The organism is Mesorhizobium sp. 1B3, from assembly GCF_050958605.1.
Taxonomy (GTDB): domain Bacteria; phylum Pseudomonadota; class Alphaproteobacteria; order Rhizobiales; family Rhizobiaceae.
Genome location: NZ_JBJHDO010000001.1, coordinates 505,766 through 532,157, shown reverse-complemented (window position 1 = coordinate 532,157; position 26,392 = coordinate 505,766). Strand labels below are relative to the sequence as shown.

General features: G+C 63.9%; 24 protein-coding genes. 10 read left to right on the top strand and 14 right to left on the bottom strand.

The features are described 5' to 3' along the window. Positions 1 to 2: 2 nt before the first annotated feature. Both rsmD and ACCO56_RS02455 read right to left on the bottom strand, forming a co-directional pair. Positions 3 to 560: a 16S rRNA (guanine(966)-N(2))-methyltransferase RsmD gene (gene rsmD / locus ACCO56_RS02460; protein WP_433637277.1), complete on the bottom strand. Its 558-nt coding sequence runs from the start codon at positions 558 to 560 to the stop codon at positions 3 to 5. Next, positions 541 to 2,427, bottom strand: a complete 1,887-nt coding sequence (locus ACCO56_RS02455) for a pseudouridine synthase (RefSeq protein WP_433637275.1) — start codon at positions 2,425 to 2,427, stop codon at positions 541 to 543. Before ACCO56_RS02455 ends, rsmD begins: the two co-directional genes overlap by 20 nt. Before the next feature lie 76 nt (positions 2,428 to 2,503). Between ACCO56_RS02455 and ACCO56_RS02450 the strand changes: the two genes are divergently transcribed. After that, complete coding sequence (locus tag ACCO56_RS02450; protein WP_433637274.1) at positions 2,504 to 2,956, top strand: nucleoside deaminase; 453 nt, start codon at positions 2,504 to 2,506, stop codon at positions 2,954 to 2,956. 10 nt (positions 2,957 to 2,966) lie between these two features. Here ACCO56_RS02450 and ACCO56_RS02445 read toward each other — a convergent pair whose 3' ends face one another. From ACCO56_RS02445 to ACCO56_RS02430, 4 genes are all read right to left on the bottom strand, one after another. After that, on the bottom strand, positions 2,967 to 3,719 hold the full coding sequence (locus ACCO56_RS02445; protein ID WP_433637272.1) for a hypothetical protein: 753 nt from the start codon (positions 3,717 to 3,719) through the stop codon (positions 2,967 to 2,969). A 165-nt stretch (positions 3,720 to 3,884) separates the two neighbouring features. Next, entirely contained in the window at positions 3,885 to 6,851 is a 2,967-nt protein-coding gene (gene ileS, locus ACCO56_RS02440) for an isoleucine--tRNA ligase (protein ID WP_433637270.1), read from the bottom strand. Between the two features lie 258 nt (positions 6,852 to 7,109). Beyond that, positions 7,110 to 8,099 carry a bifunctional riboflavin kinase/FAD synthetase gene (locus ACCO56_RS02435; RefSeq protein WP_433637268.1) on the bottom strand — a complete coding sequence of 330 codons (990 nt, stop codon included), beginning with the start codon at positions 8,097 to 8,099 and terminating at the stop codon, positions 7,110 to 7,112. A gap of 9 nt (positions 8,100 to 8,108) precedes the next feature. Continuing rightward, positions 8,109 to 8,969, bottom strand: a complete 861-nt coding sequence (locus tag ACCO56_RS02430) for a TIGR01459 family HAD-type hydrolase (RefSeq protein WP_433638309.1) — start codon at positions 8,967 to 8,969, stop codon at positions 8,109 to 8,111. Between the two features lie 337 nt (positions 8,970 to 9,306). Here ACCO56_RS02430 and ACCO56_RS02425 point away from each other — a divergent pair, with 337 nt between their 5' ends. Further along, positions 9,307 to 9,939, top strand: a complete 633-nt coding sequence (locus ACCO56_RS02425) for a LysE family translocator (RefSeq protein ID WP_433637266.1) — start codon at positions 9,307 to 9,309, stop codon at positions 9,937 to 9,939. Between the two features lie 6 nt (positions 9,940 to 9,945). Here the strand turns inward: ACCO56_RS02425 and ACCO56_RS02420 are convergent, their stop codons facing one another. From ACCO56_RS02420 to ACCO56_RS02410, 3 genes are read right to left on the bottom strand one after another with little or no spacing between them, the layout of a single operon-like run. Beyond that, the gene (locus tag ACCO56_RS02420; RefSeq protein WP_433637264.1) at positions 9,946 to 11,481 is read right to left on the bottom strand and encodes a DHA2 family efflux MFS transporter permease subunit; all 1,536 of its coding nucleotides are present in this window, start codon (positions 11,479 to 11,481) and stop codon (positions 9,946 to 9,948) included. Positions 11,482 to 11,532: 51 nt separating this feature from the next. Further along, complete coding sequence (locus tag ACCO56_RS02415) at positions 11,533 to 12,681, bottom strand: HlyD family secretion protein (RefSeq protein ID WP_433637262.1); 1,149 nt, start codon at positions 12,679 to 12,681, stop codon at positions 11,533 to 11,535. Beyond that, complete coding sequence (locus ACCO56_RS02410; protein ID WP_433637260.1) at positions 12,678 to 13,157, bottom strand: MarR family winged helix-turn-helix transcriptional regulator; 480 nt, start codon at positions 13,155 to 13,157, stop codon at positions 12,678 to 12,680. Before ACCO56_RS02410 ends, ACCO56_RS02415 begins: the two co-directional genes overlap by 4 nt. A 409-nt stretch (positions 13,158 to 13,566) precedes the next feature. Here ACCO56_RS02410 and groES point away from each other — a divergent pair, with 409 nt between their 5' ends. The 3 genes from groES (at position 13,567) to ACCO56_RS02395 (ending at position 16,245) form a co-directional block, all read left to right on the top strand. Next, the gene (gene groES, locus ACCO56_RS02405; RefSeq protein WP_106772100.1) at positions 13,567 to 13,863 is read left to right on the top strand and encodes a co-chaperone GroES; all 297 of its coding nucleotides are present in this window, start codon (positions 13,567 to 13,569) and stop codon (positions 13,861 to 13,863) included. Positions 13,864 to 13,927: 64 nt separating this feature from the next. After that, positions 13,928 to 15,571, top strand: a complete 1,644-nt coding sequence (groL, locus tag ACCO56_RS02400) for a chaperonin GroEL (protein ID WP_433637257.1) — start codon at positions 13,928 to 13,930, stop codon at positions 15,569 to 15,571. A 152-nt stretch (positions 15,572 to 15,723) separates the two neighbouring features. Next, positions 15,724 to 16,245 (top strand): class I SAM-dependent methyltransferase, encoded by a 522-nt coding sequence (locus ACCO56_RS02395; RefSeq protein WP_433637255.1) that lies wholly within the window; start codon positions 15,724 to 15,726, stop codon positions 16,243 to 16,245. A gap of 8 nt (positions 16,246 to 16,253) precedes the next feature. Here the strand turns inward: ACCO56_RS02395 and ACCO56_RS02390 are convergent, their stop codons facing one another. Further along, the gene (locus tag ACCO56_RS02390; protein WP_433637252.1) at positions 16,254 to 16,847 is read right to left on the bottom strand and encodes a TetR/AcrR family transcriptional regulator; all 594 of its coding nucleotides are present in this window, start codon (positions 16,845 to 16,847) and stop codon (positions 16,254 to 16,256) included. 98 nt (positions 16,848 to 16,945) lie between these two features. Here ACCO56_RS02390 and ACCO56_RS02385 point away from each other — a divergent pair, with 98 nt between their 5' ends. From ACCO56_RS02385 to hisG, 4 genes are all read left to right on the top strand, one after another. Continuing rightward, a complete protein-coding gene (locus tag ACCO56_RS02385; protein ID WP_433637250.1) occupies positions 16,946 to 17,707 on the top strand; it encodes an NIPSNAP family protein in 762 nt (253 codons plus the stop codon). A 112-nt stretch (positions 17,708 to 17,819) separates the two neighbouring features. After that, a complete protein-coding gene (hisS, locus tag ACCO56_RS02380) occupies positions 17,820 to 19,340 on the top strand; it encodes a histidine--tRNA ligase (RefSeq protein WP_433637248.1) in 1,521 nt (506 codons plus the stop codon). Between the two features lie 25 nt (positions 19,341 to 19,365). Then, entirely contained in the window at positions 19,366 to 20,484 is a 1,119-nt protein-coding gene (locus ACCO56_RS02375; RefSeq protein WP_433637245.1) for an ATP phosphoribosyltransferase regulatory subunit, read from the top strand. Next, positions 20,481 to 21,179 (top strand): ATP phosphoribosyltransferase, encoded by a 699-nt coding sequence (gene hisG / locus ACCO56_RS02370; RefSeq protein ID WP_433637242.1) that lies wholly within the window; start codon positions 20,481 to 20,483, stop codon positions 21,177 to 21,179. The genes ACCO56_RS02375 and hisG overlap by 4 nt, the downstream gene beginning before the upstream one ends. Before the next feature lie 74 nt (positions 21,180 to 21,253). Here hisG and ACCO56_RS02365 read toward each other — a convergent pair whose 3' ends face one another. From ACCO56_RS02365 to ACCO56_RS02355, 3 genes are all read right to left on the bottom strand, one after another. Next, complete coding sequence (locus ACCO56_RS02365) at positions 21,254 to 21,676, bottom strand: DoxX family protein (RefSeq protein ID WP_433638306.1); 423 nt, start codon at positions 21,674 to 21,676, stop codon at positions 21,254 to 21,256. Between the two features lie 109 nt (positions 21,677 to 21,785). Further along, positions 21,786 to 23,177: a class II fumarate hydratase gene (gene fumC / locus ACCO56_RS02360; RefSeq protein WP_433637239.1), complete on the bottom strand. Its 1,392-nt coding sequence runs from the start codon at positions 23,175 to 23,177 to the stop codon at positions 21,786 to 21,788. Positions 23,178 to 23,346: 169 nt separating this feature from the next. Continuing rightward, positions 23,347 to 23,982, bottom strand: a complete 636-nt coding sequence (locus tag ACCO56_RS02355; protein ID WP_433637237.1) for a DNA-3-methyladenine glycosylase I — start codon at positions 23,980 to 23,982, stop codon at positions 23,347 to 23,349. Positions 23,983 to 24,273: 291 nt separating this feature from the next. Here ACCO56_RS02355 and ACCO56_RS02350 point away from each other — a divergent pair, with 291 nt between their 5' ends. After that, on the top strand, positions 24,274 to 25,044 hold the full coding sequence (locus ACCO56_RS02350; protein ID WP_433637234.1) for a L,D-transpeptidase: 771 nt from the start codon (positions 24,274 to 24,276) through the stop codon (positions 25,042 to 25,044). 41 nt (positions 25,045 to 25,085) lie between these two features. Here ACCO56_RS02350 and glcF read toward each other — a convergent pair whose 3' ends face one another. Then, a complete protein-coding gene (gene glcF, locus ACCO56_RS02345; RefSeq protein ID WP_433637231.1) occupies positions 25,086 to 26,387 on the bottom strand; it encodes a glycolate oxidase subunit GlcF in 1,302 nt (433 codons plus the stop codon). Between the last annotated feature and the right edge of the window lie 5 nt (positions 26,388 to 26,392).

Genomic DNA, 26,392 nt, shown 5'->3' with positions numbered 1-26,392 from the left:
CCTTACGTCTCGGCCTCGATGAAGCGGATGATTGTCTCGCCGTAATTGCGCTCGTCGAGCACCGAAAAACCGGGCCCGGGATCGAAGGCGACGGACGCCGTCTCCTCGACGACGCAGAGCGCCCGCGGCAACAACCAGCGACCTCGCTTGGCTGCCTGCAGGGATTTTTCGCCGAAGCCCCTGCCGTAGGGCGGATCGGCAAAGACCAGGCCGAATGGCTGGATCGTGCCGGCATCGCCGAGGCTCGTCGCGTCGCGCCGGAAGACCTTTGTCCGGCCTTGCAGGCCGAAGGCCTCGACATTGGCGCGGATCAGCCCACGCCCTTCAGCCGTTTCCTCAACGAAGAGGCAATGGCTTGCGCCGCGTGACAGTGCTTCGATGCCGAGCGCACCCGTGCCGGCGAAAAGGTCGAGCACCCGGGCGCCTTCGAGACGCCCGCCAAAACGATGGGCCAATACGTTGAACACCGCTTCTCGCGTGCGGTCGGTCGTGGGACGTATTGCATTGTCGCGCGGCGTGGCCAGAGGCCTGCCGCGAAACTCACCGCCGACGATCCGCATCGCCTTTTCCCCTGCGCGGCGTCGTCGGTCCCTCGCCGCGTGGCCGGGTTCCGCCCTTGGCGCCGTCTGGGCGCTGCTTGGCGAACGGCTTGGACCCGGCCTTCCGCTCCTTGCCGGCCTTGGTCTTCGCAGCCTCGGCTTCGAGCCGGCCCTTGCCCTGCGGCCGCGCGCCGGGCGCCATCCACACATTGGCCTTGCGGCCGCCGGGAGGCTCGATCGCACGCTGCTCCCGCTCGCCGGACTTCCTCGCGCCACGCTCCGCGCGCGCGCCTGCCCTCTCGCCACGGTCCGGCCGCGTCGACAGGCGCGAAAGCGCTTCGTCGCGACTGTTTTCACGTCGCTTGCGGGCCTTGATCAGCCCGCCTTCGCCGATCGTTCCGAGCATGCCGTCGTCCGTCCTACGTGGCCGATCCTCGCGCATATCTCGCTCGGCGCGTACGGGTTTGTTCGAGAAAGGCTTGGTAATCGGCGCTTCGAAATTTGCACCGGCCTCCTCGATCAGCCTTTCCCCGAGTTGGTCGCGCAGCATCTTGCCCTTCAATTCCTGTACGGTGCCCTCCGGCAGTTCGCCGAGTTGAAAAGGCCCGTAGGAAATCCGGATCAAGCGCGTGACCTCAAGGCCGAGGGCGCCCAGGATGTTCTTCACCTCCCGGTTCTTGCCCTCGCGCAGGCCAATGGTCAGCCAGGCATTGGTACCCTGTTCGCGGTCGAGCGACGCTTCGACCGAGCCGTAGAAGACGCCATCGACGGCAATGCCGTCCTTGAGACCGGCAAGGTTCCTTTCGTCGACCTTGCCGTGCACGCGTACACGATAGCGCCTCAGCCATCCCGTCGTCGGCAGTTCGAGCACCCGCGCGAGTCCGCCATCATTGGTAAGAAGCAGCAGGCCTTCAGTGTTGATGTCGAGCCGACCGACCGTCATCAGCCGCGGTAGTTCCTTGGGGAGAATATCGAAGACGGTCCTTCGGCCTTCCGGATCGCGATTTGTCGTCACGAGCCCGGCCGGCTTGTGGAACAGGAACAGTCGGGTTCGCTCGACCGGGGGGATCAGCGTACCATCGAGCTCGATCCTGTCCTCCGGCAGGACATTGAAGGCCGGCGAGGCCAAGACCTTCCCATTCACGCTGACGCGGCCAGCCGCGATCAAATTCTCGGCGTCGCGACGAGAGGCGATGCCGGCACGTGCAAGTCGCTTGGCAATGCGCTCACCGGGCTCCGCTTCGGCAGGTTCCGCCCTGCGTACGAATGGCTTGCGGTCCTCGTTCGGACGTCCGCGCGCCGGCCGTTCCATGCGCTTGGGCCGTTCCCCCGTCGGCAATTCCGCCCGCTCTCGGCGGCCCGGACGCTGGCTGCCTTCGCCGCGCTTCTCGAACGGCCTGTCCCCGCGAGGCGGGCGGGTGCCCTCCTCCGCCGTGTCACGCCGGAAACTGCGCGGCCTGCCCTCATCAGAAGATCTATCGTTCCGACGTTCGAAGCCTTCCGGGCGAGGCCCGCCACGAAACGGCCGTTCGCGGCGCAACTCACCGTCATTGCGTTCGGTGCGTTCGAAACGGCGCGGCCCACGCTCTCCTTCTGTGCGCTTGGCGAAAGGTTGGCGCTCGGATCGCTGGCCTCGGGCCTTGCTGCCAAATGTGCCCTCGCCGGCGTCTCGCGGACGATCGTCGCGGCGAAAATCACGCTTGGGCCTGTCGCCGCCAGCGGTTTCGCCATCACGTCGCTTGGCAAAGGGTTTCTTGTCACTGCGAAAGGGCTTTTCGGAGCCGGCCTTTCCGGTTTTCCTGCGATCTCCGTCGCGCGGGCTGCCGGATTTTCCACCACTGGCTTTGGGGCCGCGTCGGAGCGGCGGTTTTTTTCGTTCGTCGTCCATAGGATCTTTGCCTTTCGAGGCGCGGTGTAGCAGTAACGTTCGGGGCGCGCGAGGGAAATGTCCGGAGGTAGAGCTGTTGACGCGGCGAGATTACATGGCGCTGGCCTTCGCCGAAGCGGAAGCTGCGGCGGCACGCGGCGAAGTGCCTGTCGGCGCGGTGATCGTTTCGGGCAGCTCGGTGCTGGCAAGCGCCGGCAACCGCACCCGCGAACTCAACGATCCGACGGCCCATGCCGAGATGCTGGCGATCCGTGAGGCCTCCGCCAAGCTATCCTCGGAGCGGCTCACCGGAGCCGATCTCTACGTCACTCTGGAGCCCTGCACAATGTGCGCGGCGGCGATCTCCTTTGCCCGCCTGCGCCGGCTGTATTTCGGAGCCGCCGACGAAAAGGGCGGCGCGGTGATCAACGGGGTCCGGTTCTTTTCGTCGGAAACCTGCCACCATATGCCGGAAATTTATTCCGGTATCGGCGAAGTCCGCGCTTCAGCCCTTCTGAGGGACTTCTTCCGGGAAAGACGGGAGATCTAACCGTTCGGGTTTAGAGCCCCGGCACCCAGTCCCGCCAGCTCGAACCCTTGGTCGCAGCTTTCTTCTGGCGGCGCTCCTTGCGCCATTCGTCCTCGCCGACATCGCCGGTCGGCGCGGACGTCGCAGGTTCGCGATAGACCAGCGGCGGCTCGCTCAGATATTTTCGGCTGGTCGGGCTACCCTGCTTGGTCTCGGCCAGACGCTTGTTGAAGGCTTCGCGCTGCTTCTCGCCGTCACCCTCACGGACCTCGAAATTGCCGCGTTCTCCGAAGCGCGCCGCCGAGGTGATGCCCCGGCTGCTTTCGCGAACTCCCGAATTGTCCGGCCCGGCCGAGGGAATCTCGAAATTGCCGCGTTCGCCGAAGCGAGCGCCCGACGTAATGCCGCTCTTGGTTTCAGTAGCCCCGGCGATCGGTGAGACGTAGGACGGGTTGTCCTGGTTGGCCGTCGCTTCCGCGCGCAGCCGCGCGCGCAACTGCTCAGGCGATTCCGGCCAGGCTGGGCTGCCGACACTCGCTATATTCTGCTGAGGAGTCGGCAGGCTGGCAGTCGCACCTTTCCCCGGCCGGACCAGTTCGGGACGAGGCTTGTAGTCGATCTGCTTCTTGTCTTTGTTCGGCGCGATCGACAGCACCCCCGTTACGTCGGAAAGCAGTTGCTCATGCGCCTGCGTTCCCGTGCCGTAAGTGGGCGAGCCCATGCAGCCGGCCAACACAAGCGCAGAAACGATCAACGGCGCGGAAACGGCCAAGCGCGCGTGCATATGCCTCATCCGGAAAGTCCCACCAGAACCGCCTCTCGCTCGAAAAACGGAAAGCATTATAAATTGTTTCAGCGACGTATGGCCGACAAATCCGGCGACAACGTGGCGTCACGTCCGGCGCGGCTTTTATCGCATGCCGCGCCGGGGCGCAACGACCGGGAGTACTCAGAGGCGACCCAGCGCCCTCAGTTCCCGCAAAGCACCGGCGTCGCGCGACGAGACGTCCGGAAATTCCGGGTCGGTGCCGACATCGTCGGTGAAGCGCCAGGAACGCGCGCATTTGCGCCCCGAAGCAAGCCCGGGCACCACGGCCACTCCCTTCACCTCGTCCAGCGTGAAGGCCTCACCCACGGGCGGGGAACCGGTGACCGAAATGGCGCTGGTGATGCTGATCTCGGCGAGGTCGACATCTTCCAGCGCCGCCAGCAGTTCGGAATCCGTGACGTGAACAGTCGGCGCCGCCTCGAGCGAGGAGCCGATCGTCTTCTTCGCCCGCTCGATCTCCAGCGCCCCGGTGACGACACGGCGAACCTGCCGGATCTTGCGCCACTTCTCCGCAAGCGCCTCGTTGCGCCATTCCGCCGGTACGAGACGGAACTGTTCCAGATGCACCGATTCTGAACCGGGATAGCGGTCGAGCCAGGCTTCCTCGGTCGTGAAGGGCAGCATCGGCGCAAGCCAGGTCGTCAGATTGTCGAACAGGTGCCTGACCACCGCGACGGCCGCCTTGCGCCTGACGCTCGAAGGCGCATCGCAGTAGAGCGCGTCCTTGCGGATGTCGAAATAGAAGGCCGAGAGATCGACGACCATGAAGTCGAGCAAGGCTTTTGCGACCCGCTTGAAATCGAAGGCGTCGTAACCCGAGCGCACCACCTCGTCCAGTTCCGACAGGCGATGCAGCATCAGCCGTTCCAGCTCCGGCATCTGGTCCAGCGCGACCGCCTCGCCTGTATCGTGGGCGAGCGTGCCGAGCATCCAGCGAATCGTGTTGCGCAGCTTGCGATAGGCATCGACATTGGTCTGCAGCACGTTCTTTCCGAGGCGCTGGTCTTCCCAATAATCGGTCGTAGCCACCCAGAGCCGCAGAATGTCGGCGCCCGACTGCTTGATGACGTCCTGCGGGACGACCGTATTGCCGAGCGACTTGGACATCTTGCGGCCATCCTCGTCCATGGTGAAGCCATGGGTGACGACCGCGTTGTAAGGCGCCCTGCCCCGCGTGCCGGAACTTTCCAGAAGCGAGGAATGGAACCAGCCGCGATGCTGGTCGGAACCCTCGAGATAGACATCGGCGGGCCATTTGAGATCCGGCCGGTCCTCCAGCGTGAATGTGTGGGTCGAACCGGAATCGAACCAGACGTCGAGGATATCCATGACCTGTGCCCAAGGCTCGTTGGCCCGCGAACCCAGGAACCGCTCTCGCGCGCCCTCGGCGAACCAGGCGTCGGCTCCCTCCTCCTCGAAGGCTGCGACGATGCGGGCATTGACCTCGGGGTCCCTGAGCACCTCGCCCTTTTCATCGGCGAAGATGGCGATCGGGACGCCCCAGGCGCGCTGGCGTGACAAGACCCAGTCCGGCCTCTCCTCGATCATGGAACGCAGCCTGGTCTGACCGCCCGGCGGCACGAAGCGCGTCGCGTCGATCGCAGCGAGCGCGCGATTGCGCAGGGTGTCCTTTCCCGCGGGCGGAGCGACGCCGTCCTCCAGTCCGAACCCGCCGAGGTCCTTGTCCATATAGACGAACCATTGCGGCGTGTTGCGGAAGATCACCGGCTTCTTGGAGCGCCAGGAATGCGGATAGGAGTGCTTCAGCCGGCCGCGCGCGAAAAGCATGTCGTGCTTGATCAGTTCGTCGATCACGGCCTGGTTGGCATTGCCTTTCTTGCCGTTGTCGTCGAGCACGCGAGCCGCCCCACCTTCACGATCCGGTCCGAAGCCCGGTGCGTCATCGGTGAAGAAGCCGGCATCGTCGACCGTGAAGGGCAGGCGTGTGTCGATGCCGCGCGCATCGAGATCACGGGCCGCGTCCATCCAGGCGTCGAAGTCCTCGCGGCCGTGACCGGGAGCCGTATGCACGAAGCCCGTGCCCGCGTCATCGGTCACATGATCGCCCGCCAGCATGGGAACGACGAAACCGTAGCCGCCGCCCAAGCCCTTGAGGGGATGGGAAAGTGTCAGTGAACCGAGCTCCTCGGCCGGAAGCGCGCGCAGACGTCGATATTGCAGCTTCGCCTTGGCGAAGGATTCTTCCGCCAGGGCATCGGCGAAGATCAGCTTCTCGCCCGGACGCGGGCCGAAGTCGTTCTCGGCCGCGGTTACCTCGTAGAGGCCATATTCGACCCGAGGCGAATAGCTGACCGCCCGGTTGCCGGGGATCGTCCAAGGCGTGGTCGTCCAGATGACGACCGCAGCGCCAAGCAAATCCTTGCCGGGCGCGGCACCCGATACCGTGGACAAGACCGGGAACTTCGCCCAGATCGTGTCGGATTCGTAGTCCTGATACTCCACCTCGGCCTCGGCCAGCGCGGTACGCTCGACCACGCTCCACATCACGGGCTTGGAGCCGCGATAGAGCTGGCCGGACATGGAGAATTTCAAGAGTTCGCCCGCAATGCGCGCCTCGGCATGGAAGGCCATGGTCGTGTAGGGATTCTTGAAGTCCCCCACCACGCCCAATCGCTGGAACTCCTCCGTCTGGACCTTGATCCAATGAGTGGCGAAATCGCGGCATTCGCGGCGAAATTCGTTGACCGGGACCTCGTCCTTGTTCTTGCCCTTGGCCCGGTACTGCTCCTCGATCTTCCATTCGATCGGCAGGCCATGGCAGTCCCAACCCGGTACATAGTTCGAATCGTAGCCGCGCATCTGGAAGGAACGCGTGATGATGTCCTTCAGAACCTTGTTGAGGGCATGGCCGATATGGATGTTGCCGTTGGCGTAAGGCGGTCCATCGTGGAGAACGAATTTCTCACGGCCGGCGGCATCCTCGCGCAGCCTGCGATAGAGATCCATCTCCTGCCAGCGCTTGACGATGGCAGGCTCCTTCTCAGGCAGCCCGGCGCGCATCGGAAAATCCGTCTGCGGCAAATAAAGTGTCTTCGAATAGTCGATCTTCTCGGCGGTATCGGTCATGGTTCTGCCATATGCGTTGCCCGGCGGCCAAAAGCCTCGGGCGTCCAACTAACATAATTTGGAGCAAGCGCGAGAGGGCGCGCGGAAATCCCGGCGGTTCCGGCGGCTTCAGGCCGCCCGGAACACCGGGCTGGTAATTCGTATCGCGAAGGACGCGCGCATGGTCATGACCGGCTATTTAGCGGAGCCGGGACGTGTTGGAAAGCCCGGTTTTGCGCCGTTGCCCGGATCAGAGCAAGAAAGCAGGAAATGTCGCTTTCAGGGAAAGGCGACCGTCAAGTCGAGCGCGGACAGAGGCCTGACGCCCGCGAGCATGGCGCGCGCTTCGGCTTCGTCGCGTTTCATCTGGGCAACCAGCGCGTCGAGGCCATCGAATTTCTCCTCGCCGCGGAGATAGCCGAAGAAGGAGACGGCGCAGGTCTCACCATAAAGGTCGCCGGAAAAGTCGAACACATAGGTCTCGAGCAGCGGCGCGCCGTTTTCGTCGACCGTCGGCCGCCGCCCGAAACTGGCCACCCCGTCGAACAACGTGCCGTCAGCCTTCCGAAAACGCACCGCATAGATGCCGTGCTTCAAGGTCACGCTGGGCGAAAGCATCATGTTCGCCGTGGGGAAACCGAGCGTTCGCCCAAGCCGCTTGCCCCCGGTCACCTGGGCTTCGACCGTATAGCGATAGCCAAGCAAACCAGCCGCTTGCACGACTTCGCCTTCGGTCAGCAATTGGCGGATGCGGCTTGACGAGATGACCTCGGCGCCTTCGTCGCGGAAAGCGTCGACCAGCGTGACGCCGAAACCATGCTTCTCGCCGGAGGCCATCAGGAAGGCCGGGCCGCCTTGTCGGTCTTTGCCGAAATGGAAATCGAACCCCGTGACGACATGACTGATCCCGAGACCGCGATCGAGCACGCCGATCACGAAGTCCTCGGCGGAATTCGAGGCGAAGTCGCGCGTGAAGCGCTGCTCGACCATCGCGTCGAAGCCAAGCTCGGCGACCAGTTGCGCCTTGACCGGCGGCGGCGTGAGGATGAACAGGGGCACGTCGGGGCGGAAGACGGTGCGCGGATGCGGGTCGAAAGTCAGCACGAGCGCCGGAACGGCACGGCGCTGGGCTTCGGCAAGCGCCTTGCCCAGAACGGCCTGGTGGCCGCGATGGACACCGTCGAAATTGCCGATCGCCACCACCCCGCCACGGAGCGGCGCGGGAAGCTGAAAAGGATCGGCGATGCGTTTGAAACCGGACCGCTGCACGGATCAGACCTAACGCAGTTTAGGGATATAGGCGGCCGGCCGATGGCCATGCTTGTCGAGGAACGCCGCCAGCAACTCGGCGTCGGGCGCATCGGGGTCGCCATAGTCGCGCACATGGATGCCGGCCGAAACGAAAAGCACGTCGAGGCCGTTGCTCTCGCCGCCCTTCACGTCGGTCAGGACACCGTCACCTATCGCCAGCACCTCGCTCCGCTCGACCGGCCGGCCGAGTACCTGCGCCGCTTCCTTGAGCGCCAGCTCATAGATCGGCCCGTGCGGCTTGCCGGCGACCAGCGTGCGGCCGCCGAGTTGGGCGTAGTCGCGCGCCAAGGCCCCGGCGCACCAGATCAGCCGGTCGCCCTTTTCGACCACGATGTCCGGGTTGGCGCAGATGAGGGGGAGGTTGCGGGCCCGGAAACGACGCAGCATATCGGCATAATCGTCGGGAGTTTCGGTGTCGTCGTCGAACAGGCCCGTGCAGACCACGCCCGCGGCTTCGAACTCCTCAACAATCTCCACCTCCAGCCCGTCATAAATGGCGAGATCGCGTTCGGGACCCAGATGGAAGATCTTGCGCGGCCCTTCCACGATCAGGTCGCGGGTGGCGTCGCCCGAGGTGACGATCCGGTCCCAGGCCGCGTCAGGCACGCCGATCGCGGCGAGCTGGGCGACAATGCTCGTGTTCGGGCGCGGTGCGTTGGTGATCAACACGACGGCGAGCCCCTTCTCCCGCGCTCGGGATAGAGCTGCCGCGGCCCTGGCGAAGGGCTGCACGCCATTGTGGAGCACCCCCCACACGTCGCATAGGATCACGCCGTAGCGATCGGTCAGGTCGTCGAGGGATTTAATTGCGGGGGGCGTGAAGGCCATGCTGATGCAGTCCGTCTGTCGGTCGTTGTCGAGAATGTAGGTCGGAGATGACCGGCACGCATCGGCATTATCCGAACGCGCCCTCCCTGTCACCAGCCTTCCCTGGACAGCTCCCGGTTTAGATCGAAACAGTCCTGCCCGCGGTTATCGATCCGATGCGTGCGCCGATCCCGGTTAACGATCCCTTGACGGCGCAGATTTGGAAACAACGTTCCCATCGTCGGCTGATCCCGAGTAATTCCAAGCCTTGTCGGAGACTACCGGCGCATTCATAATCGAGTGCCTTTTTGGCGCCGACCGGCGAAGGTGCCATCGAGGCGGACGCTGGGGACATCCGATGCCTGAAATTCCCAACCTGATCGCCTTCGCCCTCATCGCGCTGGGCATGGTTCTGACACCAGGCCCGAACATGATCTATCTCGTTTCGCGCTCGATCTCGCAAGGGCGGCTGGCGGGGCTGATCTCGCTCGGTGGCGTGGCGCTGGGCTTCGTGTTCTATGTCCTCTCAGCGGCGCTCGGCATCACCGCGCTGCTGGTCGCGGTTCCCTATGCCTACGACGCACTGCGTCTTGCCGGCGCGCTCTACCTGCTGTGGCTCGCCTGGCAGGCGATCCGCCCAGGCGGACGCTCGCCCTTCCAGGTCAAGGATCTGCCCAAAGACAGCCCGCGACGATTGTTCTTGATGGGTTTTCTCACCAACCTCCTCAACCCCAAGATCGCAGTGATATATCTTTCCCTGCTGCCGCAGTTCGTCACGCCCGAGAACGGCAACGTCCTCGGGCAGTTGCTGACGCTCGGAGCGACTCAGATAGTGATCAGCGTATCCGTCAACGCGATCATCGCCGTCACGGCGGGCTCTATCGCCGTCTTCCTGACAGGGCGCCCCTTGTGGGCCGTGGTCCAGCGTTGGCTGATGGGCACCGTCCTGGCCGGGCTGGCCGTCAGAATGGCGACCGACGCGCAACGGTGAAGCGCATCAATCCATGTGAGCGGCGGGCGCGCCCGAGGCGATCTGGGTGCGCGGCCTGCGCAGGAGGAACACGAGAGGCAATGCGCAGAGTGTGACGATCATCATCAGCTTGAAATCGTCGACGTAGGAAATCATCAGCGCCTGCTGCGTGACTAGGCCGTTGAGCTGAGACAAGGCCGCGGGATCACCACCTGCGGCGGCCGGCGAGGTTTCCCATAGAAGCGGATTGAATGGCGAGATCGCGGAAATCAGTTCTTCGTGGTTGACCTGCGTGTTCCGGGTCAAGAGCACCGTGACGATCGAAATACCGATCGACGAGCCGATATTGCGCACGAGGCTGAACAGCGCGGTGGCGTCGGTACGAAAGCGGGCCTCGAGCGTGGCGAAGGCAACCGTCGACAAGGGCACGAAGACGAGGCCGAGCCCCAGCCCCTGCACGATGCCGCTTTCGATGATGAGATAGCTGTCCATCTGAGGCGAGAAGCCGGTCATCACGTAGAGGGAGTAGGCGGTAAGGATGAGGCCGGTCACGACGAGATAGCGCGGGTCGACCAGACGCACCAGCCGGCCGACCAGGATCATCGATATCATCGTGCCGATGCCGCGCGGCGCCATGACCAGGCCGGTGGTGATGGTGGGATAGCCGAAGATGTTCGACAGCATGGGCGGCAGCAGCGCAAGACTGGCCAGAAGGATGACGCCGATCACGAAGATGAAGACCAGGCCGGTGACGAAGTTCCGGTCGGTGAAGATCCTCGGATCGATAAAGGCGTTCTCGGCCGTCATCAGATGAATGATGAAAACCCAGAAACCGGTGATCGACAGGCCGAGCTCGATCCAGATTTCGGCCGCCGAGAACCAATCGACTTCGGCGCCGCGGTCGAGCATCAATTGCAGCGCGCCGACGCCCAGAGACAGCATGGCAAAGCCGAAGAAGTCGAACCCGCGCAGGCGCCTTGCGATGCTCGGCAGGTATGCGGCCGAGCCAAGAAAAGCGATGATGCCGATCGGCAGGTTGATGAAGAACACCCAGCGCCAGTTGAAGCTTTCGGTGAGCCAGCCGCCCAATGTCGGACCGATGATCGGGCCGACCATGATGCCCGCGCCCCACATCGCCATGGCCTGGCCGTGGCGCTCCTTCGGGTTGATGTCGAGCAGGAAGGTTTGGGATAGCGGCACGATGGCCGCCCCGAAGACGCCCTGCAGCAGGCGGAACGCGACCATGCTCTCCAGGCTCCACGACATCCCGCAAAGCATCGAGCTCACGGTGAAGCCGACCACGGAGCCAAGAAACAGTTCCTTGCGGCCAAACCGGTCGGACAGCCAGCCGGTGAGCGGCGTCATGATCGCCGCGGCCACGATGTAGGACGTCAATACCCAGTTGATCGTATCCTGGGACGCGCCGAGATCGCCGACCATGGAGGGCAGCGCGACATTGGCGATGGTGGTGTCGAGCACCTGCATCACCGTGGCCAGCATGATCGAGATCGTGATCAGGCCACGGTGAGGGAACTCTTCAGCAGTAGCGGAAGTCTGGCTCATGACGATCGTGCCGCCCTGCGGCTTTGGTCCTGAATGGCGGCTCTTACAAGTTTACTCTGCGGCGATGGCCGAACTGAACAGGTTAGCGAAGCCTCGGCTGACCCCGGTATCGACCTCCACGGTGGCGCTCATGCCCGTGCGCAGCGCCAGTTCGGCGGCCCCGCCGTCGAGCTTCAGCCGCACCGGGATGCGCTGCGTGACCTTGACCCAGTTGCCGGTGGCGTTCTGGGCCGGCAGGAGCGAGAATTCAGCCCCAGTGCCGGCGCCGATCGCCTCGACTGTCGCCTCGAAACGATGCCCGGGATAGGTGTCGAGGACGACCTCGGCCTTCTGGCCCGGTTTCATATTCGTAAGCTGGGTTTCCTTGAAATTGGCTTCCACCCAGGTGTCGCCCGTCTCGACCAGGCTGAAGAGCGGCGTGCCGGTGGCGACAAACTGGCCGAGCTTGAAAGACGAAGCCTGCGAAACCATGCCATTCGCGGGGGCCCGCACCGTGGTCTGGTCAAGCTCGTAGGCCGCTTTGTCGCGCGCCGCGAGCGCCGAAAGCACCGTGGGATGCTTGTCCGTCGCCATATCGGGATCGCCGCCCATCGCCGCGCGCGCGCTGGCGATGCCCTGAAGAGCGGCGCTATGTTCCTCCTCGGCCTTGTCGAGGTCGCGTTGCGCGACGTCGAGGGACGACTTCGCGCTGATGCCCTTGCCGGCAAGCTCGGTCGCCCGGTCGTACTGCGCCTTCGCATAGTCGAGTTCACCGGCGGCGACCCGCTCCTGAGCCACGGCCTGACTGTACGCGGCGCGCAACTGCTCGACCTGAAGCCGGGCCGCGGCGAGCGAGGCGTCGGCCTCGGCGAGCGCAATGCGATAGGGCTCGGAATCGACCACGAAAAGCACGTCCCCCGCCTTGACTATCTGGTTGTCGGCGACCTTGACCTCGATGATGCGACCCGCCGCCTCTGACGCGATCGACACCTTGGCCTGGCGCAGATTGGCGTTTTCGGTTTCCTGATAGCGCCCGCCGGTCACCCAGACATAAGCACCGCCCGCCGCCAGAATGACCGGCAGAAGCGCCATGAGAACCATGCGGCCTGCCTTGCGCTTCTTTTTGGGTGCTGGTTGCACCACTTGCAGCGTCGTCACGGCAGGCGATGCCTGTGTCTTCGACTCGGGGTCCGCCCCGTTGGTTTTTTCCACCGCGCTCATGCTACTTTATCCTTCGAAACCCCACCCCCTCCGCAGGCCGGCGTATCGGCCTCGGAGAGATTGTTCACGATCGCGGTCAGTCCCTCGATCGTCGCCCTGCGAATCGGTGCTGGCAGACCGGCCAGCGCTTCCTCGTAAACCTCGCCCGCCATGCTCTTGACCTCCGCAAAGGCATCCCGGCTCTTGGCGGTCGGGAAAATCATACGCACGCGGCGATCGTTTGCGTCCTGCCGGCGTTCGATCCAGCCCCCCTCCTCCATTCGATCGAGCAGGCGCGAGACGCTGATCGGCTCGATTTCCAGAAGCTCGGCCAGCCGCGCCTGCGCCACACCCTCGTCCTTCACAAGGCGCACGAGCAACCGCCACTGCGCCGCCGAAAGGCCGTAGCCGGAGGCGCGCGTCTCGAAGCGCTTGCGCATCAGGCGCGCCGCGTCGTGAAGAAGAAAGCCCAATCTCTCCGTGCCGTCCAAAATCATGAGCGGGATATATTATGAGCATGCTCATTAAACAAGGGCACGTTCTCGCGAGTGACTTGCCTTAGGAGAGAAGCCGCCAAGGCCCACCATGATCGGTCGGTTTATCGACCCGACGAGAGCAAGGCCAACATTGCGGGAAACAGCAAACGGCGCTTTGACGGCTACATCCGACGATCAGTATCCGGTCGGCGCCCGCCCGGGCCGATGCGTCAATCATGCTCGAAGGAGGGCCGGAAACCAAAAATCAACATCGCTGTCCTACCGGCGTTCTCTTCGTCTTGACTCTCCAAATGCCAGGGCCTATCTCAGCGCCGCGATTAGCACTCCACGACAGCGAGTGCTAATCGTTGTCCGGTCTGCCGGACGGAGGAACCCTTTCTTCTAAACATCCGATCGAGGATTTTCAAAGATGGCAAAGTCGAAGTTCCGCCCGCTTCATGACCGAGTGGTCGTCCGCCGGGTTGAATCCGAGGAAAAGACGAAAGGCGGCATCATCATCCCCGACACCGCCAAGGAGAAGCCGCAGGAAGGCGAGATCATCGCAGTCGGTTCCGGCGCGCGCGACGAGAGCGGCAAGCTCGTCCCGCTGGACGTCAAGGCCGGCGATCGCGTCCTGTTCGGCAAGTGGTCGGGCACCGAAGTGAAGCTCAATGGCGAAGACCTTCTGATCATGAAGGAATCCGACATCATGGGCATCATCGGCTGATCGCCGATATCCATCCGCACCATCAATCCTAGATTTTCGGGCGAAGAGCCCAGGAGCTTAAAACATGGCTGCAAAAGACGTAAAATTCTCCCGTGATGCCCGCGAGAAGATGCTTCGCGGCGTAAACATCCTCGCCGACGCGGTGAAGGTCACGCTCGGTCCGAAAGGCCGCAACGTCGTCATCGACAAGTCGTTCGGCGCCCCGCGCATCACCAAGGACGGCGTCACCGTCGCCAAGGAGATCGAACTGGAAGACAAGTTCGAGAACATGGGCGCGCAGATGGTCCGCGAAGTCGCTTCGAAGACCAACGACATCGCCGGTGACGGCACCACGACCGCGACCGTCCTGGCCCAAGCCATCGTCCAGGAAGGCGCGAAGGCCGTCGCCGCCGGCATGAACCCGATGGACCTGAAGCGTGGCATCGATCTCGCCGTCGCCGACGTGGTCGCTGACCTCGTCAAGAAGGCCAAGAAGATCAAGACCTCCGAGGAAGTCGCCCAGGTCGGCACGATTTCGGCCAACGGCGAAGACGCGATCGGCAAGATGATCGCCGAGGCCATGCAGAAGGTCGGCAACGAGGGCGTCATCACGGTCGAGGAAGCAAAGACCGCCGAGACCGAGCTCGAAGTCGTCGAAGGCATGCAGTTCGATCGTGGCTATCTCAGCCCGTATTTCGTCACCAACCCGGACAAGATGGTTGCCGAGCTGGAGGATGCCTACATCCTTCTCCACGAGAAGAAGCTCTCCAACCTGCAGGCCATGCTCCCGGTCCTCGAGTCCGTCGTGCAGACCTCGAAGCCGCTGCTCATCATCTCGGAAGACGTCGAGGGCGAGGCTCTGGCCACGCTCGTCGTCAACAAGCTGCGTGGCGGCCTGAAGATCGCCGCCGTCAAGGCTCCGGGCTTCGGCGACCGCCGCAAGGCCATGCTCGAGGACATCGCCATCCTCACCGGCGGCCAGGTCATCTCCGAAGACCTCGGCATCAAGCTTGAGAATGTCGGCCTCAACATGCTCGGCCGCGCCAAGAAGGTGTCGATCTCCAAGGAGAACACGACCATCGTCGACGGCGCCGGCAAGAAGGCCGAGATCCAGGGCCGCGTCGCGCAGATCAAGCAGCAGATCGACGAGACCACCTCGGACTACGACCGCGAGAAGCTCCAGGAGCGTCTGGCGAAGCTGGCCGGCGGCGTTGCCGTCATCCGCGTCGGCGGCGCGACCGAAGTCGAGGTCAAGGAGAAGAAGGACCGCGTCGACGACGCCCTCAACGCGACCCGCGCGGCGGTCGAGGAAGGCATCGTTCCGGGCGGCGGCGTCGCGCTGCTGCGCGCTTCGGCTGGCCTGAAGACCAACGGCGTCAACGCCGACCAGCAGGCTGGCGTGAATATCGTGCGCCGTGCCCTCCAGGCTCCGTGCCGTCAGATCGCTGCCAACGCTGGTGCCGAGGCTTCGATCGTTGCCGGCAAGATCCTCGAGAACAAGACGGCCACCTACGGCTACAACGCCCAGACGGGCGAGTATGGCGACCTGATCGCCCTCGGCATCGTCGACCCGGTCAAGGTCGTCCGCACCGCGCTGCAGGATGCCGCGTCGGTCGCCGGTCTCCTGGTCACCACCGAGGCCATGATCGCCGAAGCGCCGAAGAAGGACGCTCCGGCTCCGGCAATGCCGGGCGGCGGCATGGGCGGAATGGGTGGCATGGACTTCTAAGTCCAGCCATCTCAAGATACGGAAAGGGCGCCCTCGCGGCGCCCTTTTTGTTGCGGACGCCGTCGCGCCGCACATGGCCTCGGGGCGCAGCTCGCAATTCCCTTTCACCCCTTTGTCGCGTAGGTTGTCCCTCGCGCGTAAGGGGGCATCTCATGGCCGACAAAGTTCCCGACAGGCTTTCCTGGGCCGCCGAAGTTGTCGCGCCCGGTCCCGCCGACCGGATCCTCGAGATCGGTTGCGGCCATGGCGTACTGCTTTCTCTGCTCGCCGACCGGCTGACCTCCGGAACGATCACCGCGCTTGACCGGTCCGATAAAATGGTGGCGGCCGCGACCAAACGAAACGCCCCCCACATTGCTTCCGGCAAGGCCGTCATCCGCCAGGCGGAGCTGTCGGCCGCGGACTTCAAGGGCCGGCTTTTCGACAAGATCGTCGCGGTGCGGGTCAACGTCTTCTGGATGGATCCGGCCAGGGAACTGGCTGCCGTGCGACGGCTGCTCGAGCCGTCCGGCTTGTTCTATCTTTTTTTCGACCCGCCCTCTCCCACTCAGGCCGAGCCGATTGCCGCGAAACTCACCGCCAATCTCGAGAGCAACGGGTTTCGCGTGCTGCGCAAAGCCTTCACCGTTATCGGCGCCGGGAAGGGCGTCTGTGTCGTCGCGGAGCCTTCATAGTACTGCGTTCAGTTCCAATCCGACCGACAGCACACCCTCAAAATGGTTGCGTCCTGGTCGGCCTTGGCCATCGCCATTGCTCCTGAATAAGTAGCGATGACCAGGCTGGCGAACCGCTCGGGATCGGTTCGTTCTTCAATGCCCGCCTGCTGGTCGGCGCGCATCTTGTCCGCCACCGCGTTTCGCCAGCGTCCGAACAAGAGCGAGATCGCGGCACGGAAATCGGGATCGGCGAGCGACAGCTCATGGGCGAGATTGTTGAGCGGGCAGCCTCGCACGAAACCCTGCCGGTCGAGTTCGTCGGCGATGGCCATGAACACGCTCCGAACGCCCTGGCGCGCGGACCCGGCCTCCCAGATCGGTTTGATCCAGGTTTCCTCGACAGCCTCCGAGACCCGTTCCGAGATCACCGCGAGCCCGATCGCCTTTTTGGTTGCGAAGTGATGGTGCAGGGCGCCGCCCGAGATGCCGGCAGCCTCGACCAAGTCGCCAATGCTGGTCGCGTGGTATCCCTTCGTCTGGAAGGCTTCGGCGGCTGCGTCGAGCACCTTGCGGCGCGTGCCTTGTGGGTCGTTGGTGCGGATGCGTCCTTCTCTCGGCATTTTTTCCTCTCCTCTCCAGGCAGAGATAACAAATTGACAAAACCGGACAACCCGTCTGTTATTAAAAACAGGATAATCGGTTTGTTTGGAGGAGAGATATGTGTTCTGGAACCGGCCCTGAGGCATGCTGCCCCATTATCGAACTGCGCGAATACACGCTCCACCCGGGCGCACGGGAGACTTTGATCGCCCTTTTCGACCGGTATTTCGTCGAAGGACAGGAAGGAACCGGCATCAAGGTGATCGGCCAATTCCGCGATCTCGATCGCGAGGATCGCTTCGTCTGGTTCCGCGGGTTCGAGAGCATGGCCGCGCGCAGGACGGCGCTCGCCAATTTCTATGGCGGGCCGGTCTGGGCGGCCCACAAGGACGCAGCCAATGCCACGATGATCGATTCCGACAATGTGCTTTTGCTGAAGCCGGCTTTTACGAGTTCCGGTTTCGATCTCGGCGGCCTGACGCGCGCTCCGCGGGAAGCCGCGATGGAGCAGCGCCGCGACAATGGCGTGGCCCTGCTTTCCGTCCACCACCTCCGCCCTGAAAGCGCAACGGATTTCTCCTCGATATTCCGTGCTGAAATCATGCCGCTGCTGAAGGCCCTGGGTGCACCGGCCGCGGCATGCTTCGTCTCCGAGCATGCCGAGAACGATTTCCCTCGCTTGCCTGTCCGGCAAGGAGAACACGTCCTCGTGACAGTCCAACTGTTTCAGCAGCGCTCCGATCTCGACTGCCACCGACGGGCTATCGCCGCCGATGCCGGCTGGCGGGCGACCGAGGAGAGGATCGCACCCTTCCGCTCGCGAGAACCTGAACATTTCAGGCTGACGCCGACGGCAAGGTCGCTGCTCGGCGGGAACTAGGCAGCGCCACGCCCTTGCCGCCCCGTCCTGCATCGGTTAGGACACGCGCGCCGCACATGAGGTCAAATTGACCCTATGCCGCACAACCACATTGGAATTCAAGCAAGCGACAATGGCCGACAGATCGGAAAAAATGAAGGCGCGGTTGCCGCGCGGTTTCGTCGACCGGTTCCCGGAAGACATCCGCGCCGTCGAGAAGATGATGGCGACGATCCGGGAAGTCTACGAGCTCTACGGGTTCGAGCCGGCCGATCAGCCGCTGATCGAATATACCGACGCGCTGGGCAAGTTCCTTCCCGATCAGGACCGGCCGAACGAGGGCGTGTTCTCCTTCCAGGATGACGACGAACAGTGGCTGTCGCTGCGCTACGATCTCACCGCGCCGATGGCTCGCTTCGTGGCCGAGAATTTCGAGCGCCTGCCCAAGCCCTATCGCAGCTACCGCTCGGGCTGGGTGTTCCGCAACGAGAAGCCGGGCCCCGGCCGCTTCCGCCAATTCATGCAGTTCGACGCCGACACGGTCGGCACACCGGGGGTGGCCGCCGACGCCGAGATGGCGATGATGATGGCGGACGTCATGGAGGCGCTCGGCATCGGGCGCGGCGACTACGTGATACGCGTCAACAACCGCAAGGTGCTCGATGGCTTGCTGGAGGCGATCGGTCTCGGCGGCGACGAGAACGCCGGACGCCGGCTGACCGTGCTGCGGGCGATAGACAAGCTGGACAAATTCGGCGTCGCAGGCGTCGAGGAGCTGCTGGGCGCGGGCCGTCTCGACGAGAGCGGCGACTTCACCAAGGGTGCAGGCCTTGCCGCAGAACAGATCGACCGCGTCGTCTCTTTCGTCACTGCTGTCGTCGATGCGAGCACGAGCAACCAGGCGACCGTCGGCAATCTGAAGCGCGCGCTCGGCGATTTCCCGCAATGCGAGGCCGGCCTGGGTGAGCTCGAACAGATCGCCCTGCTTTGCGATGCTGCAGGTTACGGCCCCGATCGGGTCAAGATCGATCCCTCCGTCGTTCGCGGCCTCGAATATTATACGGGCCCCGTGCTGGAGGCTGAGCTCCTCGCGGAAATCCCGAACGAGGACGGCCAGATCGTTCGCTTCGGGTCAGTCGGCGGCGGGGGACGTTACGACGGGCTCGTCTCGCGCTTCCGCGGCGAGCCCGTGCCGGCCACCGGTTTCTCGATCGGTGTCTCGCGGCTGATGACGGCGCTGAAGAATCTCGGAAAGCTCGACACTTCCGAGGTGGTCGCGCCGGTCGTCGTGCTGGTTATGGACAAGGATACGGACAGTCTCGGCCGATACCAGAAAATGGTCACGGCGCTGCGCAGCGAGAAGATCCGCGCCGAGCTCTATCTCGGCGGGGCCGGCATGAAGGCACAGATGAAATATGCCGATCGCCGCGGCGCGCCCTGCGTGGTCATCCAGGGCGGCGACGAGCGCGCCGCCGGAACCGTGCAGATCAAGGACCTCGTCGAGGGCGCGCGGCTGTCGGAAGAGATCACCGACAACAAGGAGTGGCGCGAAAGCCGCCCCGCGCAGATCACCGTGCCGGAGAACGAGCTGGTGAGCGCGGTGCAGAAGATTCTCGCGGCCCAGGCCGAGGAGCGGGAAGGCTCGCGGGCATGAGCAGCCCCCTCTGGCCCGCCAACTCATGAAGCCGCGCTATGCTTTCGCGTCGGACATCCTCGCGCTTTTTGCGGAGCGCGGAACGGATGCTGTCGATGTGCCGATCATCCAGCCCGCCGATCCTTTCCTCGATATGGCCGGCGAGGACCTGCGCCGACGCATCTTCCTGACCGAAAGCGAGACCGGCGCAACGCTTTGCCTGCGGCCTGAATTCACGATCCCGGTTTGCCTCGACCACATCGCCAGCCAAGCCGGCACGCCACGCCGCTATTCCTATCTCGGCGAGGTTTTCCGACAGCGCCGTGAGGGCGGCAACGAATTCGTGCAGGCCGGCATCGAGGATCTCGGCGACACCGACACGGCCGCCGCCGACGCGCGCTCCGTGTCGGATGCCCATGCGCTGCTGAGCCGCGTGCTGCCAGGCCAAGCCTTGTCGATCGTGCTCGGCGACCAGACGACCTTCGAGGCGGTTCTGGCTGCCCTTGGCCTGCCGCGCGGCTGGCGCATGCGGCTGGCCCGCGCTTTCGGCTCGGCCACCATGCTGGAGGCCGCCCTTGCGGATCTTGCCAATCCCACGCGCAACGGCACCCTACCCGCCGCCGTCGCGGCAATCGTAGCGGAAGGCGATCACGAAAAGCTTGCGGCCCATGTCGAATCGAATATGGCGGCAGCCGGTTTTTCCGCCTCGGCCAGCCGCACTCCCGCCGAGATTGCCCGCCGTTTGATGGAGAAGGCGGAACTCAGAAGCGTACGCCTCTCGCGCGAGGCGTTCGAAGCGCTGAAGGATTTTCTGTCGATCAAGGTTCCGCTCGAGGGCGCAACGGATGCGCTGGAGAAATTTTCGGCAGCCGCAGGCCTGTCCCTAGGCGGTGCCCTCCAAAACTTCGCCTCCCGAGCCGAGGCGATCGCCGGTTACGGCCTGCCCGCCGGGATGGTCACCTATGACGCCGCTTTCGGCCGCCCTCTCGACTACTACACGGGACTGGTCTTCGAGATTTCGGCAAGCGGTGGAGAGCGCGTGTTGGCCGGCGGCGGCCGCTACGACCGGCTGCTCACGCTGCTCGGCGCGCAGGCGCCGATCCCCGGAGTGGGCTTCTCCGTCTGGCTCGACCGGATCGGCGCTCTGCGGGAGACTGTCCGATGAGCATAACGCTTGCGCTGCCGTCCAAGGGCCGGCTCAAGGAGCAGGCGCTCGAACTTCTTGCCAAGGCAGGACTGCCGGTCGAACTGCCCGGCGACGATCGCAAGTATCGCGCCAGGATCGCTGGGCGACCCGACATCGACGTGGCTTTCCTGTCCGCCTCCGAGATCGCTGGCGAGCTTGGGCAAGGAGCTGTCGACCTCGGCATCACCGGTGAGGATCTGCTGCGAGAAACCATTGCCGACTGGGAGGTGCGCACGTGCATTGCCGCCCGGCTCGGCTTCGGCAGAGCCGATGTCGTGGTGGCCGTGCCGGAAGTCTGGTTCGATGTCGACACCATGACCGATCTCGACGACGTCGCCGCCGACTTCCGCCTGCGTCACGGACGGCGACTGAGGATCGCCACCAAATATTGGCGCCTTACTCAGCAGTTCTTCTCCCACAAGCACGGCATCCAGGTCTACCGTATCGTCGAGAGCCTCGGGGCGACGGAGGGCGCCCCGGCCACCGGCTCGGCCGACGTGATCGTCGACATCACCACGACTGGCTCGACCCTGCGCGCCAATCACCTGAAAATCCTGTCGGACGGCGTGATCCTGGAATCGCAGGCTTGCCTTGTCGCTTCGCGGAAACCACGCGACGCAGCCGATGAAGACGTCATCGCCGAGGTCGCCGAAAAAGTCGCGGCGGCCGTCTGACCTCACTGCCCAAAACAGAAATCAAAAGAGCCCGAGGCTCGCAGCCCGGGCTCGTCGCGTGACCGTCAGCTCAATCAGGCGTAGGCCGCACCACCGCGTCGTGCGTCGACGGAGAGCGCGCCCGGACCTGCAACGAAGAGCACCAGAAGACCGCCCGCGATGGTCAGGTTCTTCATGAAGTTGATCATCTGCATCTGGTCGGCCGGCGCGTAGTGGAAAGCGAAGGCGGTGAAGGCCGCGAAAGCGGCGAGCAGCAGCGCCGCCGCCTTGGTTTGGAAACCGACCAGGATCGCAAGCCCCACCAGCGTCTCGAAGATCGCAGCCAGCCAAGCCAGCGCCGTTCCTGCCGGTAGTCCAACAGAGGTGATGTAGCCGGCTGTGCCCTCTATGCCTCCGAACTTCTGCAGCCCGGACATGATGAACATGAACGACAAGAGCACACGGCCGACGAGGAGGATGATGTTGTTCGACATTGAAGCATTCCCGAGGTTGGTGATAACCACAACATACTCGCGGTGAGGGGAGCCGCTAGCCTCGGCTCCACCGACTCAATGTTCACATATATTGAACGATGCCACCCTGTCGTGCAACCGTCACCGTCTCGGGTCAGCCGGGACGCGTCATTTCCTCCGGCCGCACCAAGCGGTCATAATCGGCTTCAGTGACGAGCCCGGTCGCGAGCGCTTCCTCGCGAAGAGTCGTGCCATTCTTGTGGGCGGTCTTGGCGATCTTGGCCGCGTTGTCATAGCCGATGGTCGGCGCGAGCGCAGTGACCAGCATCAGCGACCGCTCGAGAGCGGCCTTGATGTTGTCTTCACGGGCCTCGATGCCGACGACGCAATTGTCGGTGAAGGATACGGCCGCGTCGGCCATGAGCTGAACGGACTGCAGGAAGCAGTACGCCATCAGCGGGTTATAGACGTTGAGTTCGAAATGGCCCTGGCTGCCGGCGAAAGTGATGGCAGCATTGTTGCCGAACACCTGGACGCAAACCTGGGTCAGCGCTTCGCACTGGGTCGGATTGACCTTGCCCGGCATGATCGACGAGCCGGGCTCGTTTTCCGGCAGGGCGAGTTCGCCCAAGCCCGAGCGAGGACCCGAGCCCAGCAGGCGAATGTCGTTGGCGATCTTGAACAGCGCTCCGGCAGCGGCATTGATCGCGCCATGCGAGAACACCATGGAGTCATGCGCGGCGAGCGCTTCGAACTTGTTCGGAGCGGTGATGAAATCCAGCCCGGTGATGTCTGCGATGCGCTCAGCCACCTTCTCGGCGAAGCCGACCGGAGCGTTGAGCCCTGTCCCGACAGCCGTGCCACCCTGGGCAAGTTCCTGCAGGCCCGGCAACGTCAACTCGATGCGCTTGATCGACGAAGCAACCTGTGCGGCGTAGCCGGAGAACTCCTGGCCGAGCGTCAACGGGGTAGCGTCCTGCGTATGGGTGCGGCCGATCTTGACGATGTGGTCGAAAGCCTTGGCCTTGGCATCGAGCGCGGCATGGAGATGCTTGAGCGCCGGCAGCAGGTCATGAACGATCCGTTCGGCGCAGGCGATGTGCATGGCCGTCGGATAAGTGTCGTTCGACGACTGGCTCATGTTGACGTGGTCGTTGGGGTGCACCGGCTTTTTCGAGCCCATCACGCCACCGAGCAACTCGATGGCGCGATTCGAGATCACCTCGTTGGCGTTCATGTTGGACTGGGTACCGGAGCCCGTCTGCCAGACCACCAGCGGAAAGTGGTCGTTGAGCTTTCCGTCGATCACCTCCTGGGCGGCAGCGACGATCGCCTCGCCGACCTTCGGGTCGAGCCGGCCAAGCGCCATGTTGGCTTCCGCCGCGGCGCGCTTGACGATGCCCAGAGCACGCACGATCGACAGCGGCTGTTTTTCCCAGCCGATCTTGAAATTGCTGAGGGAACGCTCAGCCTGCGCGCCCCAGTAGCGATCGGCGGGAACGTCGATCGGGCCGAAGGTGTCGGTTTCCGTACGGGTCGTGGTCATCTCTACTCTTTCCGATAGGCAGGCCGGCGTTGCCGGCGCGATTGGCGCCCTGCTGCAAATACCGGCTTCGCGGCCGGGTCAAACGAAAAATCGATTAGAGCATCTTGCGGCCAAAGTGAAATCGCTGGACGACGCGCAAAGGCGGCCGAACAATGCATAGGGCACTGTCTCAGTGCGGCCGCCTGAAACGCAGGCGCTCCGCTTCAACGACCGGGCGGCAGACACAGCCCTCGATGTGGTCGTTGACCATGCCCATGGCCTGCATGAAGGCATAGACGGTCGTCGGACCGACGAAGGTCCAGCCGCGCTTTTTCAGTTCCTTCGAGATCAGAGTCGACGTCGCGGTCGTGGGGTTGGCGATCAGCGTCGGGTAATCGACCCGCGCCGGACGATCCTGCGGCCCCGGCTCGAACTTCCAGAACCAGGCGGCGAGCGAGCCGGCTTCCTCCACGAGTTCGCCGGCGCGGCGGGCATTGTTGATGACGGATTCGATCTTGCCGCGATGACGCACGATGCCGGCATCGCCGAGCAGCCGCTCGACATCGCTCTCGGTATATCCCGCGATGCGCTCGAAATCGAACCCGTCGAAGGCTGCCCGGAAATTCTTGCGCTTGCGCAGGATGGTCAGCCACGACAGGCCGGACTGAAACCCTTCGAGGCAGATCTTCTCGAACAGGCGGCGGTCGTCAGCGACGGGGCGACCCCATTCCTCGTCGTGATAGCGGCCGTAGAGTTCGTCACTGCCACGCCAGAAACAGCGCATCGCACCGTCAGCGCCCACGATCAGTCCGGTTTTCTCTTCCATCGCCCGAATCCAGCAATTGCTTTGGCGGATTGGATAAGGCCAGCGCCAACCTGTTGTCGACCCGAAAAGACCGACGCTTCTTCTTGCCGATTCGATTATCGGTGCGGCACCGTCGTAGCTTTGCGACGACCTTTACCCAGCCTTTACCAGCCTTCTGAACCCGGCGGTAACCACACCAGGAGCTTTCGTGGTGGAGTCGCATTTTATCCATCCGGATTCATCTTTCGGTTGCCAACGGCCGCCAATTTCCTCGCGCAAGCGGATCATTGGCGATCATGTAGAGAGTGCGTCATGTTGAAATCTGTCCTTCTCGCCGGCACGGCAGCAACGCTGGCGTTGACGGTCTCCCCCTCAGCGGCCCAGGATCGTTATGCTGCCCGTCCGCCAGTGGTCGTATCGCCGGATCTTTCCGCGCCGTGGGTCATGCAGTTGCGCGATAACCGCCCGCCGGTCGCGTCCAAGCTTCAGCGGCCCAGGGAAGGCGCCCTGCAGTCGTTGGGCGAGCCGGCCCCCAGGCAAGTCCGCCAGGTTCGCCGGCCTCGTCCGGATCCCGTCCGGACGGCTGCGGTAGAACCTCGCGCGACCCGCCAGGCGCAGCCGAAACTCGATCCACAGTATCTGCCGCAGCAGATTGACTATGACGGTGGACACAAGCCGGGAACCATCGTCATCGATACGCGCGAAAACTTCCTCTATCTCGTCGAGCAGGACGGCAAGGCACGCCGTTATGGCGTCGGTACGGGCAAACCGGGCTTCGAATGGGCGGGAACCCACAAGGTGACGAGCAAGCGAGAGTGGCCCGATTGGCGTCCGCCGGCCGAGATGATCAAGCGCGAGCGCGCCAAGGGGCGTCACCTGCCCAAGCATATGGCAGGGGGCCCGGAAAACCCTCTGGGCGCGCGAGCACTTTATCTGGGTTCCACGCTCTACCGCATCCACGGAACCAACCAGCCCTGGACGATCGGCCGAGCCGTCTCCTCCGGCTGCATCCGCATGCGCAACGAAGATGTTGTCGATCTCTACGAGAGGGTGAATGTCGGGACGACTGTCGTGGTGATGTAGCCTCGGGAAGGCGCTGCCCATTTCGTCCGGCAGCGAATAGTCTATGCCCGGATCGCCATCGGCTTGGGCCCGCCATAGGCCCAGTCGAGCAGTTGGACGGTATGGACGATCGGCATGCCGGCGCGGTCTCCGATCTGCGTCATGCAGCCGATATTGCCCGTGGCGATGAGGTCCGCATTGGTCGCGGCGATGTTCTTCACCTTCCGGTCTCGCAGGCGCGCCGAAATTTCCGGTTGCAGGATGTTGTAGGTTCCGGCCGAGCCGCAACAGAGGTGGCCCTCCCGCGGCTCTCTCACGACGAACCCGGCTTTTTCCAGCAATTCCTTGGGCAGCTTCGTGATCTTCTGGCCATGCTGCATCGAGCAAGCCGAGTGGTAGGCCACAGTCATTGCGGGTCGCAGCGCCGGGGCAGGCATGTCGAGTGCCGCGAGATATTCCGTCACGTCCTTGGCGAGCGCCGAAACTCGAGCGGCCTTCCCGGCATAGGCGGGATCGAGGCGCAGCATGAAACCATAGTCCTTGATCGTCGTGCCGCAGCCGGAAGCCGTGATGACGATCGCATCGAGACCGCGTTCGATCTCGCGGGTCCAGGCGTCGACATTGCGGCGAGCCGCGGCGAGAGCCGCCTCCTCCCGACCCATGTGGTGGACCAACGCACCGCAGCAACCTTCGCCTTGCGGCACCACCACTTCGATGCCCAGCCGCGTCAGCAGCCTGATGGTCGCCTCGTTGATGCCCGGCTCCAGGACGGATTGTGCACATCCGGTGAGGATCGCGACCCGGCCCCGCAGCGTCGCCTCCGGCGCGTGTGTTGCGGGCAGCACGATCGGAACGGGCCTGGGCACGCTGGCCGGCGCGAGCCGCAGCATCGCCGCAAGCGGCTTCAACAGCCGCAGTCGATCGAACAGGCCCAGAAAAGGCTTACCGAATCGCGCCAGCCTGAGCGCCGCGCGGAAACGCCGGGGGTAAGGCAGCACCGCGGCCAGCAATGAGCGGACGAGGCGATCGGCCAGCGGCCTGCGGTAGGTCTTCTCGATATGCGCCCGAGCATGATCCACGAGATGCATGTAGTTGACCCCGGACGGGCAGGTGGTCATGCAGGCGAGGCACGACAGGCAGCGATCGATATGGGTGACGATCTCATCATCGGCCGGACGACCGTTCTCCAGCATATCCTTGATCAGGTAGATGCGGCCGCGCGGACTGTCGAGCTCGTTGCCGAGCGTCACATAGGTCGGACAGGTCGCCGTACAGAAACCGCAATGAACGCATTTGCGCAGGATCTTCTCCGATTCCGCGACATGCGGGTCGGCAAGTTGCTCGGCGGTGAAGGTCGTCTGCACTTCTA

Coding starts and splice junctions, on each gene's coding strand:
- ACCO56_RS02375 (WP_433637245.1), top strand. CDS start 19,366: ATGAAGCCGCGCTATGCTTTCGCGTCGGACATCCTCGCGCTTTTTGCG.
- ACCO56_RS02415 (WP_433637262.1), bottom strand. CDS start 12,681: ATGAGCGCGGTGGAAAAAACCAACGGGGCGGACCCCGAGTCGAAGACA.
- fumC (WP_433637239.1), bottom strand. CDS start 23,177: ATGACCACGACCCGTACGGAAACCGACACCTTCGGCCCGATCGACGTT.
- ACCO56_RS02410 (WP_433637260.1), bottom strand. CDS start 13,157: ATGATTTTGGACGGCACGGAGAGATTGGGCTTTCTTCTTCACGACGCG.
- rsmD (WP_433637277.1), bottom strand. CDS start 560: ATGCGGATCGTCGGCGGTGAGTTTCGCGGCAGGCCTCTGGCCACGCCG.
- ACCO56_RS02445 (WP_433637272.1), bottom strand. CDS start 3,719: ATGCACGCGCGCTTGGCCGTTTCCGCGCCGTTGATCGTTTCTGCGCTT.
- ileS (WP_433637270.1), bottom strand. CDS start 6,851: ATGACCGATACCGCCGAGAAGATCGACTATTCGAAGACACTTTATTTG.
- ACCO56_RS02395 (WP_433637255.1), top strand. CDS start 15,724: ATGGCCGACAAAGTTCCCGACAGGCTTTCCTGGGCCGCCGAAGTTGTC.
- ACCO56_RS02420 (WP_433637264.1), bottom strand. CDS start 11,481: ATGAGCCAGACTTCCGCTACTGCTGAAGAGTTCCCTCACCGTGGCCTG.
- ACCO56_RS02455 (WP_433637275.1), bottom strand. CDS start 2,427: ATGGACGACGAACGAAAAAAACCGCCGCTCCGACGCGGCCCCAAAGCC.
- ACCO56_RS02355 (WP_433637237.1), bottom strand. CDS start 23,982: ATGGAAGAGAAAACCGGACTGATCGTGGGCGCTGACGGTGCGATGCGC.
- ACCO56_RS02350 (WP_433637234.1), top strand. CDS start 24,274: ATGTTGAAATCTGTCCTTCTCGCCGGCACGGCAGCAACGCTGGCGTTG.
- ACCO56_RS02430 (WP_433638309.1), bottom strand. CDS start 8,969: ATGGCCTTCACGCCCCCCGCAATTAAATCCCTCGACGACCTGACCGAT.
- groES (WP_106772100.1), top strand. CDS start 13,567: ATGGCAAAGTCGAAGTTCCGCCCGCTTCATGACCGAGTGGTCGTCCGC.
- hisS (WP_433637248.1), top strand. CDS start 17,820: ATGGCCGACAGATCGGAAAAAATGAAGGCGCGGTTGCCGCGCGGTTTC.
- ACCO56_RS02385 (WP_433637250.1), top strand. CDS start 16,946: ATGTGTTCTGGAACCGGCCCTGAGGCATGCTGCCCCATTATCGAACTG.
- hisG (WP_433637242.1), top strand. CDS start 20,481: ATGAGCATAACGCTTGCGCTGCCGTCCAAGGGCCGGCTCAAGGAGCAG.
- groL (WP_433637257.1), top strand. CDS start 13,928: ATGGCTGCAAAAGACGTAAAATTCTCCCGTGATGCCCGCGAGAAGATG.
- ACCO56_RS02390 (WP_433637252.1), bottom strand. CDS start 16,847: ATGCCGAGAGAAGGACGCATCCGCACCAACGACCCACAAGGCACGCGC.
- ACCO56_RS02425 (WP_433637266.1), top strand. CDS start 9,307: ATGCCTGAAATTCCCAACCTGATCGCCTTCGCCCTCATCGCGCTGGGC.